Source organism: Arthrobacter nitrophenolicus, assembly GCF_000332815.1.
GTDB lineage: Bacteria > Actinomycetota > Actinomycetes > Actinomycetales > Micrococcaceae > Arthrobacter > Arthrobacter nitrophenolicus.
This window is the reverse complement of sequence record NZ_AOFD01000006.1, coordinates 42,140-57,920: the sequence shown is the minus strand read 5'-3', so window position 1 is coordinate 57,920 and position 15,781 is coordinate 42,140. Positions and strand designations below refer to the sequence as shown.

The window sequence follows — 15,781 nt, the reverse complement described above, 5'->3', positions numbered from 1 at the left end:
CTGCTTTCTGAAGCTGAATGGGTTGACGATGAGTCAGTGGTTATGCGGGCTGGGTGCGCCGGAAATGTTTGGCGAAGAAGCCGGAGATCCTCTGGACGCCGCCCGCGCTGGAGAGGAAGACGGCGAGGATGATCACGGCGCCCTTGATGACCAGCTGCGGCTCGGAGGAGATCCCGACGAGGTTCATGATGTTGATGATGGTGGTCAGGATGAACACCCCGATCACAGCGTTCAGCGGATCGCCCTTGCCGCCCATGAGGGAGGCACCGCCCACGACGACGGCTGCGATGGCGTCGAGTTCGTAACCTACGCCGATGAGTGAGCTTCCCTGCCGCAGCTGGGCGGCGGCGACCAGGCCTGCCAGGCCGGCGAGCACGCCGGAGATTGTGTAGGTGATGATCAGGTTCCGCGCCACAGGCAGGCCCGAAAGCCGCGAGGCTTCAGGATTGCCGCCAATCGCGTAAAGCGAGCGGCCGAATGTGCTGTACTTGGCCACGAGCGCCGCGATCACGGCCACAATGATGAAGATCAGGACGGGGTTGCGAATACCGAGGAAGCTTCCGCGGGAGAAGGCCTCAATGATCCACTGGTCCTTGATCTCGATCAGGCTTGTTGACTGGATGATGTAGCTGAAGCCCTTGACGGCGCTCATCATGGCGAGCGTCGCAATGAACGGAGGGATGTTCAACCAAACGACGAGGATGCCGTTGATCAGTCCGGCGGCAGCGCAGCAGGCAAGCACGAACACGACGGACGCGCCGGCGGGCATCCCGGACTGCAGGGTCAGTGCCGTAAGTACCGTGGACATCGCCAGGATCGAGCCTACGGAGAGGTCGATGCCGCCGGTCAGGATGACGAAGTATTGGCCGATCGCCAGCACGACGACGATCGAGGCGGCAGTGATCACGTTTTCAGCATTGCGGAACGTCAGGAAGTCGTCGGAGACGTAGTAGCCCACCGCGATGATCGCGAGGAGCACAAGGATCAGGTAGCTCTTTGGCAGGGCGCGGAGGGCGCTGCCCCGCAGGCGGGAGCCGATGCCGGCTGATGGCGATGGGGACGGGGAAGGGGTGCCACTCGTTGGTGGCAGGGACGACAAGGTCCGGGACATGGTAGTTCTCCTGAATAGAAACTGTTTGACGGGGCCGTCAGGCGAAGCGCTCAAGGATGGCGTTGCCGGACGGGTCGATCTCGTCATGGTCGAGTTCGGCGACGACCTGGCCGCGCGCCATCACGAGGACGCGGTCGCACATCATCGCCTCCGTGATCTCTGAGCTCGCGACGACGACGGTTCCTCCGGCCTGCGCGAACTCGCGGATGAGCTCGTACATGTCTTCCTTCGCCCCAACGTCCACGCCACGGGTTGGTTCGTCGCACACGAGGATGCGTGACTGGCGGACAAGCCAACGGGCCAGGATGGCTTTCTGCTGGGTTCCCCCGCTCAGTGTCTTGAGGGGCTGATGCACTCCGGATACCTTCATGCCGAGCCGGGCCACCATATCCCCGGCCACAGCACGTTCCCGCCGTGACTGGATCACGCTCAGCCGGCTGAATTGGGGCAGGCTGGCCAGCGTGATGTTGCCGGCGACGCCCATGTCCGGGATGAAGCCCGCTGCCTTGCGGTCCTGCGGCAGCAGTCCGATCCCGCGGTGGATCGCGTCACGGGGGGCGCGGAAGTCCACCGCTTTTCCATCGACGCGGATTTCACCGGAAGTCCGCCTCCGCGCACCCGCGATCAGGCCAGCCAGCTCTGACTGGCCGCTGCCGATGAGCCCCGAGATGCCGAGTACCTCGCCTTCACGCAGCTCGAACGACACCTTGTCCACGTACCCCTGCTCGGAGAGGTCGCGGGCGGAGAGGATGATGCTCTCCTTTGCTCCGGCGCCGAGGCTGGGCGAGCGTTCCCCACGGAGGGCAGCTTCAGCAATGGACCCTTCAAGGCTCTTCCCGACCATTGCCGTGACGACGTCGGCGGGCCTGGAGTTTGCTGTCTTCAGATCCGCGGCGTTTACGCCATCGCGCAGCACTGTCACGGCGTCGCAGAGCGAAAACAGCTCGTCCATGCGGTGCGAAATGTATAACAGCGTCACGCCTTGTTCGGACAGAGAGCGGAGGACGGTGAACAGCCGCTCAACATCGGGCAGGGGCAACGTGGAGGTGGGTTCATCCAGGAGCAGGACCGTGCGTCCTTGTGCAGGGCCTTGGCCAACTCCACGGCTTGTTGTTCCGCTGTGGAGTAGCTTGCTACGGGGCGGCGGACATCGAGATCGAACCCTACCCGGTCGAGCGCGGTCCGGGCTTCGGCCTGCATACGCTGCCAGTCGACCGAGGCCCCCGCTCTCCTGGGCAACTGGCCGAGGAAGATGTTCTCGGCTACCGAGAGGGACGGCACGAGCGAGAGTTCCTGGTAGATGGTGTGGATCCCGGCGCGCTGTGCGTCCATGGGGTCACGGAAACGCTGAAGCTCGCCGCCGAGGCGGATGGTCCCGCCGTCCGGGGATTCCGCTCCGGAGAGGATTTTTACGAGCGTCGACTTGCCGGCGCCGTTCTGCCCGGCAAGTGCGTGAATGGATCCGCGGGAGACGCTGAAGCTGACTCCCTTAAGCGCCTGGACGCCAGGATAGGACTTGGTGACGCTGTCGAGCTGCAGCTCCGGAGCGCCGTCGTGGTTGTCTCGCACTGCCTCCGCCGCTGCGGAGGAAGGCGAGACCGGGTTATGGGCGAGCATCATGCTCCTTATATAGGGCTCTGGGTGGAACGGCCGGCCACGGGCAGGGCCGGCCAGGGAGCTCAGTTTTTTGCGCGGACGTAGGTGTCCGTTGGGACGTAGTACTCCGGCGCCTCGGCGGGCGTGATCACCGTCGTCTCGATGTAGTTCGTCTTGTCCGGGCACTGGGCCTGATCGCCGTTGTAGGCGGCAAGTGCCATCCGCACTGCGGCGGCTCCCTGGTCCCACGGCTGGTTGGACGCATCAGCCTGCAGCGGACCCTTCGGGTCGTCCACCATTTCCTTGATTGCCCCCATGCCGCCGTCGTAGCTGGCCATGATGATCCCGTCACCCCAGAGTCCGGCCTGCTGCAGGCCCTGGACAATGCCGCCATGCATGACGTCGCTCATGCTGTAGATAACCTTGAGGTCCGGGTTGGCGGTGGCCACATCCCGGATCGGGGCGAGCGCCTTATCGGGCTTCCATTCCCCGTACTTCGTATCGAGCTTTACGGTGGTGACTCCCGGGTGTTTGTCCATAACGCGGTTCCACCCCGCCATGAAACCGTTGAAGCGGAGGTCACTCAGAACGTCTCCCGGGAAGCCGCCGATTCCGACGAGCTTGATCTCGCCCTGGACACCAAACTTCTCGAGCGCCTTCTGCGCTGCGGTTTCGCCGGCGAGTGAGCCGGTGTGCTCCTGGTCCTCAGCGACGTAGCAGAACATGTCCGGGACCAATGACTTGTCCAGGCTTGAGTTGACGGTGACGACGGGAATGCCCGCATCCTTCAGCGCCTGGACCGAGGGCCCGACGCCAAGTGGGTCGTTCGGTTCATGACCACGACGTCCACGCCCTTTGTGATGAGAGTCTGCACATCCGCGTTCTGCCGGACGGTATCACCATTGGCGTCGAGCAACTCGAGGCGCGCCCCGATCTTGCCCGCTTCGGCCTGACCGCCCTCAACGAGGGTCTTCCACCAGTCGCTGCCGCTGATGCCGCGCTGGCTCCAGCCGATGACAAGCCCTTTTCCGCTTGCCTTCTCCTCCGCGTTGTCAGCGGCGGCGCCGCCCTTGCATCCAGCCAGCCCAAACATGGCGACCGTCAGCACGGACGCGCACAGAGTTGCTTTGCCAAGTCTGTTGTTTCGGCGGATTCCAGTTGTAGTTCTCTGCATGAACAACACTTCCTTGTGTTCGAGGTCGCCCCACCTCCGGGGCCATGTGAGCTACCTTACAGGCTGAGTTAGCGCACTATCAAGGGGTTTGCGAAAGTTGCCCGAGAGCCCCAGGTAGCGGACCAGCCCGTATAAAAACAAGGAAAATAAAGCAATAGCCGGGCTCCTCATGACCAGCAGCGGTGGCGTGCAGAACTGATTTATCGCTAACTCATCGAGAGCTTTTCGCGCAACCGGCGGCCTGGGATGGACCAAGTGCGGTGGAGAATGGACGCGATCGGACCTTGACGAGGACCTGCCCATAAAGCCTTTAGCTGCGCCAAGTGTGGCTGCCTTTGCCATGTTGGCCCAGTTTTAGTGCACCCTCGCCCGCGAGTTGGGCCGCAGGTCAAGCCCCGGCCGCAAAAGCTGGACCAGTGTGGTGCACGTCCCGCATTGACGTAACCACCGTCACCTCCTAAACTGGATGAAACGATTCAGGGGAAAGGGCTTTCCCGAGCCTCTGCAGGACGACCAAGGTCATAGACCGTGCGGAACCGAGGTTCCGGCTCCTTGCCAATGACGACGAAGGATCACCACATGAGCACCACCCCCGGGGCAGTGTCCCCAGCCCCTGAAGCCAGCGCCGGCAAGAGGGACCCCAAGAAAGCCGCGATGAGCGGCTGGATCGGCAGCGCGCTTGAGTACTACGACTTTGCGCTGTACTCGCTGGCCGCGACGCTCATCTTCCCCACCATCTTCTTCCCGGCCGAGAACAAGACTGTCGGCATCATCGCCTCCCTGGCCACGTACGCCGTCGGCTATGTCTCCCGTCCCGTCGGCGCAGTGGTCCTGGGCGCCTACGGTGACCGGCACGGCCGCAAGCAGGTACTTGTCTTTGCAATGCTCCTCATGGGCTTCGCAACCTTCGCCGTCGGCCTCCTGCCCACCTACGGACAGGTGGGCCTCCTGGCCCCGGTTCTCCTGGTGCTCCTCCGCCTCATCCAGGCTTCGCCGTCGCGGGCGAGCTGGGCGGCGCCAGCGCCATGGTCGTTGAGCACTCCCCCGACGCCAGGCGCGGCTTCTTCGCCAGCTTCACTCTCCAGGGCACCCAGGTGGGCTCCATCCTGGCCACTGCCGTCCTGCTGCCGCTCGCGGCGCTGCTCCCGGCCGACCAGTTCAGCGCCTGGGGCTGGCGCGTCCCGTTCCTGCTCAGCGCCGTCGTGATCCTGGCCGGCTACATCATCCGCCGCCGTGTGCAGGAGCCCCCCGCCTACGCGGCCAAGGGAACCACCGAGGCCAAGCAGCGTTTCCCGCTCGTTGAGCTCCTCCGCACCCGCCCGGGCGCGGTGGTCCGGTGCATCCTCATGACCTTCACCAACGTCATCGGCATGGCCACCCTGGTCTTCGGCGTCTCCTACGCGACGCAGGAGGGCTACGGCAACGGCTTTTCCAGCAGCGAGTTTCTCTGGGTGACCCTCGTTGCCAACATTGCGGCTGTCGCCACCATCCCGCTGTTTGGTGCATTGTCCGACAGGATCGGCCGGCGCACGCTCATGGCAACGGGCGGCATCGTCGGCGGCCTGCTGGTACCCGGATACCTGTGGGCGATCGAGCAGGGCAGCCTGCCGCTGGTGTTCGCCTGCGTCGTGATCGTGCAGGGCATCTTCTTCCAGATGTGGAACGCCACCTTCGCCACGTTCTTCCAGGAGCAGTTCCCCATGCGGATCCGCGTCACCGGATTCGCCGTATCCCAGAACATCGGCTGATGCTCGCGTCCTTCTTCCCGAGCATCTTCACCGCGATCGCCCCTCCCGGCTCCGCCAACATCCCGCTCACCATCGGCCTCACCACGCTGGGCATCTGCCTCGTCTCCACGGCGGCCACGCTTCTGTCCCCCGACACCCGCGGCAAGTCGCTGGATGACCTCGAAGCCCGCAAAGCCGAGAAGCCGGTCCGGCAGGACGAACTGGCGGGCGCGGCACGCTGATTAGAAGAAAAAACAGGGCGGCCGGCTGGTGAAAACCAGCGGCCGTCCTGCTTTTTGTGGGAGCTTCTGTCAGGAAGCCGCGACGAACCCCAACTGCTTGTCCACCACGTTCTGCAGCGGTTCGCCCTGGCAGTACCGCCTCAGGTTCTCCACGAACAGCGCCCCGAGATCATCGAGGTAATCCTCCGTGTCCCCGCTCATGTGGGGCGTGATGATCACGTTCTCCAGGGCCCAGAGCGGGTGCCCCGCAGGCAGGGGTTCGGGATGGACAACATCCAGCGCGGCGCCGGCAATTGATCCTGCCGCCAGCGCATCCACCAGCGCATCCGTCTCCACCAGTTCGCCCCGGCCCACATTGATCAGGTGGGCGCTGGGCTTCATGGCCGCCAGGGCTTCCGCACCGACGAGTCCCCTGGTCTGCCCGGTCAGCGGTGCGGCAAGGACAACGTAGTCAAAAATAGGGACAATTCGGGCCAGCTCCTGCGAAGAGTGGATCTCGTCGAAATCCGTGTCGCCGGGCCGGCTGCTGCGGCCCGCACCGCTGACCTGCATGCCGACGGCGCGGAACAGCGAGGCGATTTCGCGCCCGATGGACCCCGTCCCCACCACCAGGGCACGCTGGCCCTGGATCTTCCGGCTGGTCCGGTGCTCCCACCGCTGCTCCTGCTGCCGCCGGAAGGACCCCTGCGAATCCTTGGCCAGGTCCAGCACAAATCCAAGCGCAAACTCCGCGATCGCCCGGCTCAGCACGCCGCGGGAGTTGGTGTACTGGATCCTGCTGCGCACCAGTTCGTCGAACATCAGCTGGCTCACCCCCGCGGCGGACACATGGACCCACCGCAGCGTTGACGCGGCACCCCAGTTCTCCCGCAGCGCCGGGGAAAACGAGTGCCACTGGTACAGCACATCGGCGCCGTCCATCGCCCCGGCCAGGGCGTCGGCCTTGGCCAGGCGGACCTCGGCCAGCGCCTCGATCTCAGCCAGCCGCGGCGGCAGGGCTTCCCGATACAGCACTGCTACAACGGGCTTTGCGCCCCCGGCCGCCACGGTCATGAGGACGACGCCGGTGCTGCCGCCGGCCCGTCCGTTACCCGTGCATCGATCGCGTCCAGTGCGTGGTAGACGTCGATGGCGGCAAGGACGGCGGCCGTGAACTCCGCGGTGGAGGACGGGCCTCCCACGTCCCGGGTGCCCAGTCCCTCGCGGAGCGCCGACTCGAAGGCCAGCTGGAGGTGTTCGGCAGCCTCCGGATGGCCCAGATGCTGGAGCATCATGGCACCGGACCAGATCTGGCCCACGGGGTTCGCCAGTCCCTTGCCCGCGATGTCCGGCGCCGAGCCGTGGACCGGTTCGAAGAGGGACGGGAAGTCGCCATCCGGATTCAGGTTGGCGCTCGGGGCCAGGCCGATGGACCCGGTGACCGAGCTGCCCAGGTCCGAGAGGATGTCGCCCAGCAGGTTGGAGGCAACGATGACGTCCAGGGTCCACGGTTTAAGCACCAGGTGGGCGGCCAGCGCATCCACCAGCTCGCTGACCAGGGTCACGTCGGGGTAGAGGCGGACAGTTACCTCCACCACTTCGTCCCAGAACGGCATGGTGTGGATGATGCCGTTGCTCTTGGTTGCCGAAGTCAGCAGGCCGCGGCGGGAGGAGGCGAGCGCCGCCGCGAAATGGGCTGCCCGGGACACGCCCTGGCGGGTAAAGATCGTTTCCTGCACCGCGGTCTCGTGCGGCTGGCCGCGGTAGGCGCGGCCGCCCACCTCGGAATACTCGCCCTCGTTGTTTTCCCGGACGATGAGGATGTCGATAGGTTCCTTGGACGCCAGCGGCGACCTGACGCCGTCGAGCGTTTTAACCGGGCGGAGGTTGATGTACTGCTGGAACTCCCGGCGGATGGGGATCAGCAACCCCCACAGCGACTCGGTGTCCGGCACCTCCGGGGAGCCGACGGCACCCAGGAAGATCGCGTCATGCCGGGCCAACTGTTCCAGGCCGTCAACCGGCATCATCCGGCCGTGCCGGAGATAATAGTCGGATCCCCAGTCGAAGTACGTGAACTCCAGGTCCAGGGAATGCAGTTCCGCGATCCGTTCCAGGCACTCGATGGCAGCCGGGACAACCTCCTTGCCGATGCCGTCGCCGGCGATCACCGCAATGCTGTGTGCTGTCATGATGAAGCGCTCCATTCCGGGGTGGCCGCCGGGCGCTGCCGCTGCATGGGTGCCCCCGCGATGTTGATAATGGTGTTCTTGGGTTCGGTCATTTCCCGCACGGCGTGCCGGACGCCTTCCCGGCCCACACCGGATTTCTTGAAGCCGCCGAACGGCATAGAATCGATCCGCACGTCACTCGTTTCATTAATGACTACCGAGCCCACGTGCAGTTTCTCTGCTATCTGCAGGGCCAGATCGATCGACCGGGTGAAGACGCCGGCCTGCAGCCCGTACTCGGTGGCGTTCGCGGCAAAGACCGCGTCCTGCACCTCGATAAACGGCAGGATGGACACCACCGGACCGAACACTTCGTCCCGGATCACCCGGCACGCGGACGGCACGTCGGCGAGCACCGTCGGTTGGTAGTAGGCGCCGCGCCGCTGCCCGCCTGCATGGACAGTGGCGCCGGCCGCCTTGGCTTCCTCCACCCATTCCTCGACCCGCCGTGCCTCTGCCTCGGAAATGAGGGGCCCCACGTCCGTGCCGCGGTCCAGCTTGGGACCGGTCTTCAGTTCCCTGGTGCGCGCGGTGACAAGCTCCAGCACGGAATCGAACAGCGACGTGTGCACGTACACCCGCTGCACTGACAGGCAGTTCTGGCCCGCCACCCCGAAGGCACCGGCCACAATCGCCTCGGCCGCAGCCTCAGCGTCCGCGTCCGCGCATACGATCGTGGCATTGTTTCCGCCCAGCTCCGAGAGGATCTTCTTCCCGCCCGCTGCCGCGGCGATCCGCTCCGCCGTCGCGGGGCCGCCGGTAAAGGAAATCAGGTCCACACGGGGATCGGTCACCAGCGCCTCGGAGACGCCGGGACCGGACACGATGGCCGCGATCCGCCCTGACGGGACACCCGCCTCCAGCAGCAGCTTCACCAGGGCAAGGCCAGTGAGCGGTGTCCGCCGCGATGGTTTAAGGACGACGCCGTTGCCCCCGATCAGGCAGGGCCAGCTTGTGTGCCACCAGGTTCAGCGGATCGTTGAAGGGCGTGATGGCCGCGACAATGCCCACGGGTTTCCGGCTGTACCAGCCGATCTTGCCCGCACCGGCCATGCTGTCCTCGAACCCCAGGGTCTCCCCCAGCAGCTCCCCGGAGGCGGCGGCGGAGAGCCGCAGGGTTTCGGCGCAGCGGCGCACCTCACGCTCGGCTTCGCCGATGGTCTTGCTGCTCTCCGCCGCGATGATGTTGGCGAACCGCTCCGCCTGCTCCCCCAGAAGCACCACAGCCTTCTCCAGCGCCTCCCGCCGGTCGCGCAGGGGCCAGTCCTCCCACTGGAGCTGGCGGTGGATATGGGCGATGGCGCGCTCCACGTCCTGCGACGTGGAGCTGCACACCCGCCCCAGCAGGACGCCGTCCTCGGGATCCCGGACCTCCAGGGTCATGTCGGCGCTGTGCCACTTTCCCTCGAAAAAAGCACCACCCGGAAGGTTGGCAAACTGGGTGCGCTTGAAGGCAGTTTCCTCGGTGTTTTTTGGGCGCGCTTCAGCGACCGGTGTTGTTGGCATGGGAACCCTTTAGGTTGGCGGGCTGGGAGGTTTGGTTTATTTGACCCGGTCGATGACCTTGGCGGCGGCGCCGATGAACGGCAGGAACCACGGCGGGCCGAAGTGGCCCGGCACGGGCGGGTTCTTCAGGTCCGCCCAGACGTTGGCGGACTTGTCTCCGCCCATGTAGTGCGCCATCCGCTTGCCCATGTGCGCGGCCATCTGAACCCCGTGGCCGCTGTAGTTGAGCGAGTAGAAGAGCCCGTCGTGCTCGCCGGCGTGGACCATCTGGTCCATGGACAGGTCCACCAGGCCGCCCCAGATGTAGTCCACCTTGGCGTTGGAGAGGTAGGGGAACAGGTCAAGCATGGCCTTGCGCAGGATCTCCGCGCTCTTAACGTCCGAGTCGGGGCTGGAGAGGGCAAAGCGGGCGCGGCCGCCGAACAGGAGCCGGTTGTCCGGAGTGATGCGGAAGTAGTACGTGAGCATCTTGCTGTCCGAGGCCATCCGCCGGTTCGGCAGGATGCGGTTGACCACGTCTTCGGCCAGCGGCTCCGTGCAGATGATGAAGCTGCCCACCGGGATGACGCGGCGCTGCATCCACGGGGTGATGTTGCCCGTGTATCCGCTGGTGGCCACCAGGACCTGCTTGGCCCGGGTGATCCCGCGGGTGGTGTGCACGTCGTGCACCGTGCCGTTGATGCGCTTGAGCTCGGTCACGCCCGCGTCCTCGCAGACCACCGCGCCGGTACCGACGGCCGCCCCGGCCAGACCGTGGGAGAACTTGCCCACGTGCAGGCCCGCACCGAGCGGGTCCATCATGGCGCCCTTGTAGAAATCGGTGCCGATCTCGGAGTGGATCTCGGACTTCGGAATCACCTCGACGTGGTGGTCCACGAGCTTGGCTAGGAGCTCCTGGGACTTCCGGAAACCGTCGTTGTGCGACTCGTGAAAGGCCAGGGAGAGCTTACCGAACCGCTGGAAGTCGCAGTCGATCGCGTGGTCGTGGACGGTCTTCTCGATGGTCTCGATGGCGTCGTTGTACTCGCGGAAGTACTCGACCGCGCGTGCCTCGCCGTAGCGTTTGACCGCGGTGCTGAAACCGATGGCAAGGCCCGTAGTGGCCATTCCCCCGTTACGGCCGGAGGCGCCCCACCCCACGGTGTGGCGTTCGAAGACGGCAACGCTCGCGCCCTGCTTGGCGAATTCCAGGGCAGCGGACAGGCCGGTGAAGCCGGCTCCGATGATGGCGACATCAACGTCTTCGGGAACCGGTGTACGCCGGTAGTCTCCGGAAGCTTCGGCGGTGTCCAGCCAGTAAGGAATGAGTTTCACGGAAGTGGCCTTTCGTCTCGTCGTCGGCTTAGAGACCGAGGTGCTTGTTCAGTTCGTCCAGGGACTTGACGGTGAAGACGTCATAGCCCGTGGTGACGGGGTCGTAGCCGCGGTCCAGCACCACGAGGTTGCGGAAGCCCAGGTCGTGCATCGGGTGGATGTCGTACCGGGTGTGCGAGGAGACGTGCAGGAAGTCCTCCGGCTTGGCGTTCAGGGTGTCCAGCATGTACTCGAAGGCCTGGTAGCGCGGCTTGTAGGCCTGGGCCTGCTCGGCGGTGTAGACGGCGTGGAAATCGGCGCCGAGCTTCGGGATGCTGATGTCCAGGAAGCTGGTGTCGGCGTTGGACAGGGCCACCAGCTTGTAGTTGTCGCCCATGAGCTTCAGCGGAGCCGGCACGTCCTCGTGCGCAACCCAGCCGCGTACAGCCTCGGCGAACTCCGCTCCGGCACCGGGGGTTGGTCCGATGCCCCAGCGCTTGCACACCCGGTCAAAGGAATCCTGCAGGATCTGCTCGTAGGGCTTGTAGTTTCCAAGGACCTCATCGAACCGGTACCCGCGGAACTGCTTCTTGAAGGTGGGCCACTGCTCTTCGGAGATGCGGCCGTCGAGCAGGCGGCGGGTGGTGGGATCGATGTCGAAGTTGATAAGCGTGCCATAGACATCAAACGAGATGTACTTCGGCCGGAAGTTGGTCTCTGCCATGTTCTGTTCCGTTCTTGATCAGGAGGTTGGGGCGGGCATCCCTTGGGAGCAGTGAAGTTGGGGACGTTCATGCGGCAGGGAAGTACTGGCGCAAGCCGGAAGATCTCCTGCCCGATACGTCGACTGTAGGCCGCCAAATTGTAAATTGTCAACAACTTTTCGCGTCTGCAGACTCGCCGCCCAAACTCGCCCGTTCCCAAAAATTTGTTGCTGTGAATTGTTGACAATCTACTCTTGAAGCGGTTGCATTGCTTTAGAGGCCGAAGAGACACGGATCACAAACACGGCCTGACCCGAACTGAAGACGCCGCTCCACGCGTTCCCTTTGCTCCCTTGCACAAGGCGCCAATTCACATTCCACATCCCGTGGCGACACCGCAGTCCCCCGGCTCGAATCCTCAAAGGAAGACATCCCATGAAGACCATTAACAAACTGCAGACCGCGGCCGTAGGGCTCGCCGCTGTACTGGCCCTGAGCGCCTGTGGTGGTGCGGCCGGAGTCAGTTCCACAAGCGAAGAGACGAAGTCGCTGACCAACAACACCACCGACATCTCGGAAGGCGTCCAGCCTGATGCGGACGCCGTCGCCTTGCTGCCGCAGTCCTACAAGGACAAGGGTGAGCTTACGGTGGCGATGGACCTGCACTACCCGCCCACCACCTTCCTCGCCGAGGACAACCAGACCCCTATCGGGCTGAACCCGGACGTGGCCCGGCTTGTTGCGAAGAAGCTGGATTTGGACCTGAAGTTCGTGGACACGAAGTTCGACACGATCGTCCCGGGCCTGGACGGCGGCCGTTTTGACTTCACTGCCACCACGATGTCCAAGACAGAGGAACGGCTGAAGGTCCTGGACATGATTGATTACTTCAAGGCCGGCAACTCGGTGGCCGTAGCGGCCGGGAACCCGCTGAACCTCACGATGGAGACCCTGTGCGGGAAGAACATCGCCGTGACCCAGGGGTCCACGGGCCAGCTTAAGCGCCTGCCGGCCCTGAGCGAGCAGACCTGCACGTCCAAGGGACAGCCGGAGATCAACGCCGTGACGCTGCCCAACGTCCAGGAGGCCCTGACCCAGCTGCACTCCAAGCGGATCGACGGCGTCCTGTATGACACCACGTCCCTGGGATGGGCGCAGAAGCAGCAGCCGGACTCCTTCACCCTCCTGGGCAGGGTCAACGTTGGCTCGAGCGACGTGACCGCGATTGGCGTAAAGAAGGGCTCACCGTTGACCCCGGCGCTGCAGAAGGCCATCCAGTCAGTTTTGGAGACCCCGGAGTACAAGGAGTCCCTCGAAACCTGGGGACTGGAGTCCGGCGCCATCACCGACGCCAAGTTGAACTAGCGGGGCGCCCCATGGCCACAGTTATCACAAAAGGAAGTGAAACAACGATGGGCAGCATCGATGCAGCGCTGAAGCCCCGGCTTCGGCTTCGGACCCGGGCCGAGTACGCCGGATGGATCTTCAGCATCCTCGCCGGTATCGGAATCCTCACCTCCGTCCTGACCAACCCCAACTTCAAGTGGCACGTCGTCGGCAAGTACTTCTTCGCCGAGTCGATCCTCCGCGGGCTCATGCTGACGATCTTCCTCACGGTTGCGAGCATGGCCCTGGGCACGCTCCTCGGGTTGGCCCTGGCGGTCATGCGTTCCTCGCATGTGAAGCCGGTTTCCATCGCTGCCGGGCTCTACATCACGCTGTTCCGGGGCACCCCGGTCCTGGTGCAACTGATTTTCTGGTTCAACATTTCCGCCCTGTATCCGGACCTGAGGATCGGCATCCCGTTCACGGACATCGGGATGGCCGTCGACACGAACGCGATCATGGGCCCGATCACCGCGGCCCTCGTGGGCCTGACGCTCAACGAGGCCGCCTACATGGCCGAGATCATCCGCGGCGGGTTCTCCTCTGTCGGGAAAGGACAGATCGAAGCCGCGGACTCCCTCGGCATGAGCGCCGGCACCAGGATGCGCAAGGTCATCATCCCGCAGGCCATGCCCTCCATCATCCCGGCCACCGGCAACCAGGTCATCGGCATGTTCAAGGGAACGTCCCTCGTCAGCGTGCTGGGTGTCGCCGAACTGCTCCAAAGCGCGCAGCTCATCTACGCCCGCACCTACGAAACCATCCCGCTGCTGATCGTCGCCAGCCTCTGGTACCTGGTCATGACCCTGCTACTGAGCTACCCGCAGTCCAAGCTCGAACAGAAATATTCGCGCGCGACCTCCAGGCTTCCCCGCAAAGCCAAACCGGTCGTGCTCACTGATCCGGAAGGTGCGGCCCGATGAGCCACGACGGCACGATCGTTGCCCAGAAAATCCGTAAGTCCTTTGGACCCAAAACAGTCCTCAAGGACATCAACCTCGAGATCGCCAGCGGTGAAATCTGCTGCATTATCGGGCCTTCCGGCTCGGGCAAGTCCACCATCCTGCGCTGCATCAACGGCCTGGAAACCGTCGACTCCGGAGTCCTGAAAGTCAACGGCGAAGACTTCGGCTACTACGAAACCGCTACCGCCTACCACGCCCTGCCGCCCAAGAAACTCGCAGAGCAGCGCACCCGGGTTGGCATGGTCTTCCAGTCCTTCAACCTCTTCCCGAACATGACCGCGCACGAGAACGTCATGTCCGGCCCCGTCCTGGTCAAGCACGCCGACAAGAAGCAGTCAGCCAAACGGGCGCATGAACTCCTCGCCAGCGTCGGCCTGGCCGGCTTCGGGGACTATTACCCCGCCCAGCTCTCCGGCGGCCAGCAACAGCGCGTCGCTATCGCCCGGTCCCTGGCCATGGACCCCGAGATCATGCTCTTCGACGAACCCACCTCCGCCCTGGATCCGGAAAAGGTGGGCGAAGTCCTCGCCGTCATGAAGGACCTCGCCAAGAAGGGCATGACCATGGTGGTGGTCACCCACGAAATGGGTTTCGCCCGCGAAGTGGCGGACTCCCTGGTCTTCATGGACGACGGCTACATCATCGAACGCGGTGACGCCCGCGAAGTCCTCTCCAACCCCCAGGAACCCCGTACCCGATCCTTCCTCGAAAAGGTCCTTTAAGCCATGGACGGAAAACTCGCCGTCATCGGCCTTGGCAGCATCGGATCCATGGCCCTGTGGCAGGCCTCCCGACTGACCGACGCCGTCGTCGGATTTGAAGCACACTCACCCGCCCACGGCCGCAGCGCCGTGGGCGGGGACACCCGCCTCTTCCGCATGCTCTACCGCGGCAACCCCAACTACTACCCCATCCTGGAACGGTCACGGCAGCTCTGGGCCGAACTCGAAGCAGAAACCGGCCAGGACATCCTCACCCGCTGCGGCGGGCTGTCCATCGGCACCAAGGACGGGCCCTACCTCACCGCACTGCTTGAAACCACCCGGACCAACGGGGCCGAGCACGTCATCCTCAGCCGCGAGGACATGGCCGCACGCTATCCCCAGCACAACCTCCGCCCGGACGACATCGCCGTCTACGACCCCCACGCCGGCGCCCTGCGGACCGACCGCGCCGTCACGGCCGCCATCGAAGCCGCCCAGGCCAACGGCGCAACGATCCATACCGACACCCCCATCGACAGCATCACCGAAACCACCGACGGCGTTATCATCGCCTCGGGCGAAAAGACCTGGACCTACGAGAACGTCATCATCGCCTCCGGGGGCTGGTCCCGACGCCTCATGCCGGACTACCTGAAAACGGCCACGGAAACCCGACGGAACTACCTGACCTGGTTCGTTGCCCGGGACGCGGCCCAGTTCTCACCCGAGAAGTTCCCCATTTTCATCCGCATCTCCGGAAACCGCTCCATGTACGGCGCACCCGCGGTGGACGGAGTCACCGTCAAAGCCACGCTGGACGGCCGCAGCTCGCCCACACCCCAGGCCGACTCAGTACCCAGGGAACTCACCGCCGCGGAAATCACCGAGACCATGGAAACCGTCACGGAGTTCTTCCCCGGCCTGTTCCCCAACATCGTCCGCTCCGACGCGTTCCCCGACCTCTACACCATGGACGGACACCCCCTGCTGGGCAGGCTGGCCGACCGCAGCAGGATTTACTGCGCCACCGGATTCTCCGGCGCCGGCTTCAAGAACGCCACCGGCTTCGGCGAGATCGCCGCGCACGAAGCCCTTGGAAAACGCACCTTCGATGGCTTGGACTTCGTCCGGCCGGAACGTTTCGCCCAGTAGCGCAGCAGGAA

At 64.5% G+C, this 15,781-nt stretch carries 15 protein-coding genes and 2 pseudogenes; 7 read left to right on the top strand and 10 right to left on the bottom strand.

Annotation, left to right across the window (positions count from 1 at the left end):
* Window positions 1–40: 40 nt before the first annotated feature.
* Genes G205_RS03435 through G205_RS22440 form a run of 5 tightly spaced genes read right to left on the bottom strand, consistent with a single transcriptional unit; the run spans window position 41 to window position 3,815 of the window.
* Window positions 41–1,111 carry an ABC transporter permease gene (locus tag G205_RS03435; protein WP_035751928.1) on the bottom strand — a complete coding sequence of 357 codons (1,071 nt, stop codon included), beginning with the start codon at window positions 1,109–1,111 and terminating at the stop codon, window positions 41–43.
* 37 nt (window positions 1,112–1,148) lie between these two features.
* Entirely contained in the window at window positions 1,149–2,063 is a 915-nt protein-coding gene (locus G205_RS22455) for an ATP-binding cassette domain-containing protein (RefSeq protein ID WP_235046764.1), read from the bottom strand.
* A 23-nt stretch (window positions 2,064–2,086) separates the two neighbouring features.
* The gene (locus tag G205_RS22450; protein WP_235046763.1) at window positions 2,087–2,731 is read right to left on the bottom strand and encodes an ATP-binding cassette domain-containing protein; all 645 of its coding nucleotides are present in this window, start codon (window positions 2,729–2,731) and stop codon (window positions 2,087–2,089) included.
* A gap of 59 nt (window positions 2,732–2,790) precedes the next feature.
* Window positions 2,791–3,483 carry a sugar ABC transporter substrate-binding protein gene (locus tag G205_RS22445; protein ID WP_235046771.1) on the bottom strand — a complete coding sequence of 231 codons (693 nt, stop codon included), beginning with the start codon at window positions 3,481–3,483 and terminating at the stop codon, window positions 2,791–2,793.
* An 11-nt stretch (window positions 3,484–3,494) separates the two neighbouring features.
* Entirely contained in the window at window positions 3,495–3,815 is a 321-nt protein-coding gene (locus G205_RS22440) for a sugar ABC transporter substrate-binding protein (protein WP_235046762.1), read from the bottom strand.
* Window positions 3,816–4,439: 624 nt separating this feature from the next.
* Here G205_RS22440 and G205_RS23950 point away from each other — a divergent pair.
* From G205_RS23950 to G205_RS23940, 3 genes and pseudogenes are all read left to right on the top strand, one after another.
* Window positions 4,440–4,760 (top strand): annotated as a pseudogene (locus tag G205_RS23950) (MFS transporter); the annotation flags it as partial.
* A gap of 146 nt (window positions 4,761–4,906) precedes the next feature.
* Window positions 4,907–5,629 carry an MFS transporter gene (locus tag G205_RS23945; RefSeq protein ID WP_235046761.1) on the top strand — a complete coding sequence of 241 codons (723 nt, stop codon included), beginning with the start codon at window positions 4,907–4,909 and terminating at the stop codon, window positions 5,627–5,629.
* Complete coding sequence (locus tag G205_RS23940; protein WP_235046760.1) at window positions 5,629–5,850, top strand: hypothetical protein; 222 nt, start codon at window positions 5,629–5,631, stop codon at window positions 5,848–5,850. The genes G205_RS23945 and G205_RS23940 overlap by 1 nt, the downstream gene beginning before the upstream one ends.
* 69 nt (window positions 5,851–5,919) lie before the next feature.
* On the opposite strand, the gene G205_RS03415 is transcribed toward G205_RS23940, so the two are convergent.
* From G205_RS03415 to G205_RS03395, 5 genes and pseudogenes are all read right to left on the bottom strand, one after another.
* Entirely contained in the window at window positions 5,920–6,903 is a 984-nt protein-coding gene (locus G205_RS03415) for a D-2-hydroxyacid dehydrogenase (RefSeq protein WP_009356749.1), read from the bottom strand.
* Window positions 6,900–8,021 (bottom strand): tartrate dehydrogenase, encoded by a 1,122-nt coding sequence (locus G205_RS03410; protein WP_009356748.1) that lies wholly within the window; start codon window positions 8,019–8,021, stop codon window positions 6,900–6,902. Before G205_RS03410 ends, G205_RS03415 begins: the two co-directional genes overlap by 4 nt.
* Window positions 8,018–9,443, bottom strand: a pseudogene (locus G205_RS03405) (aldehyde dehydrogenase family protein). The gene G205_RS03410 and the pseudogene G205_RS03405 overlap by 4 nt, the downstream one beginning before the upstream one ends.
* Before the next feature lie 159 nt (window positions 9,444–9,602).
* Window positions 9,603–10,880, bottom strand: coding sequence for an NAD(P)/FAD-dependent oxidoreductase (locus tag G205_RS03400; RefSeq protein WP_009356747.1), 1,278 nt, complete (start codon window positions 10,878–10,880; stop codon window positions 9,603–9,605).
* Between the two features lie 28 nt (window positions 10,881–10,908).
* Window positions 10,909–11,583: a haloacid dehalogenase type II gene (locus G205_RS03395; RefSeq protein WP_009356746.1), complete on the bottom strand. Its 675-nt coding sequence runs from the start codon at window positions 11,581–11,583 to the stop codon at window positions 10,909–10,911.
* 415 nt (window positions 11,584–11,998) lie between these two features.
* On the opposite strand from G205_RS03395, the gene G205_RS03390 reads away from it, so the two are divergent.
* From G205_RS03390 to solA, 4 genes are read left to right on the top strand one after another with little or no spacing between them, the layout of a single operon-like run.
* Window positions 11,999–12,928: an ABC transporter substrate-binding protein gene (locus G205_RS03390; protein ID WP_009356745.1), complete on the top strand. Its 930-nt coding sequence runs from the start codon at window positions 11,999–12,001 to the stop codon at window positions 12,926–12,928.
* Between the two features lie 47 nt (window positions 12,929–12,975).
* Complete coding sequence (locus tag G205_RS03385; protein WP_009356744.1) at window positions 12,976–13,872, top strand: amino acid ABC transporter permease; 897 nt, start codon at window positions 12,976–12,978, stop codon at window positions 13,870–13,872.
* Entirely contained in the window at window positions 13,869–14,636 is a 768-nt protein-coding gene (locus tag G205_RS03380; protein ID WP_009356743.1) for an amino acid ABC transporter ATP-binding protein, read from the top strand. The genes G205_RS03385 and G205_RS03380 overlap by 4 nt, the downstream gene beginning before the upstream one ends.
* Window positions 14,637–14,639: 3 nt before the next feature.
* On the top strand, window positions 14,640–15,770 hold the full coding sequence (gene solA / locus G205_RS03375) for an N-methyl-L-tryptophan oxidase (RefSeq protein ID WP_009356742.1): 1,131 nt from the start codon (window positions 14,640–14,642) through the stop codon (window positions 15,768–15,770).
* Window positions 15,771–15,781: the final 11 nt, after the last annotated feature.

Coding starts and splice junctions, on each gene's coding strand:
- G205_RS03435 (WP_035751928.1), bottom strand. CDS start 1,111: ATGTCCCGGACCTTGTCGTCCCTGCCACCAACGAGTGGCACCCCTTCC.
- G205_RS22455 (WP_235046764.1), bottom strand. CDS start 2,063: ATGGACGAGCTGTTTTCGCTCTGCGACGCCGTGACAGTGCTGCGCGAT.
- G205_RS22450 (WP_235046763.1), bottom strand. CDS start 2,731: ATGATGCTCGCCCATAACCCGGTCTCGCCTTCCTCCGCAGCGGCGGAG.
- G205_RS23945 (WP_235046761.1), top strand. CDS start 4,907: ATGGTCGTTGAGCACTCCCCCGACGCCAGGCGCGGCTTCTTCGCCAGC.
- G205_RS23940 (WP_235046760.1), top strand. CDS start 5,629: ATGCTCGCGTCCTTCTTCCCGAGCATCTTCACCGCGATCGCCCCTCCC.
- G205_RS03415 (WP_009356749.1), bottom strand. CDS start 6,903: ATGACCGTGGCGGCCGGGGGCGCAAAGCCCGTTGTAGCAGTGCTGTAT.
- G205_RS03410 (WP_009356748.1), bottom strand. CDS start 8,021: ATGACAGCACACAGCATTGCGGTGATCGCCGGCGACGGCATCGGCAAG.
- G205_RS03395 (WP_009356746.1), bottom strand. CDS start 11,583: ATGGCAGAGACCAACTTCCGGCCGAAGTACATCTCGTTTGATGTCTAT.
- G205_RS03390 (WP_009356745.1), top strand. CDS start 11,999: ATGAAGACCATTAACAAACTGCAGACCGCGGCCGTAGGGCTCGCCGCT.
- G205_RS03385 (WP_009356744.1), top strand. CDS start 12,976: ATGGGCAGCATCGATGCAGCGCTGAAGCCCCGGCTTCGGCTTCGGACC.
- G205_RS03380 (WP_009356743.1), top strand. CDS start 13,869: ATGAGCCACGACGGCACGATCGTTGCCCAGAAAATCCGTAAGTCCTTT.
- solA (WP_009356742.1), top strand. CDS start 14,640: ATGGACGGAAAACTCGCCGTCATCGGCCTTGGCAGCATCGGATCCATG.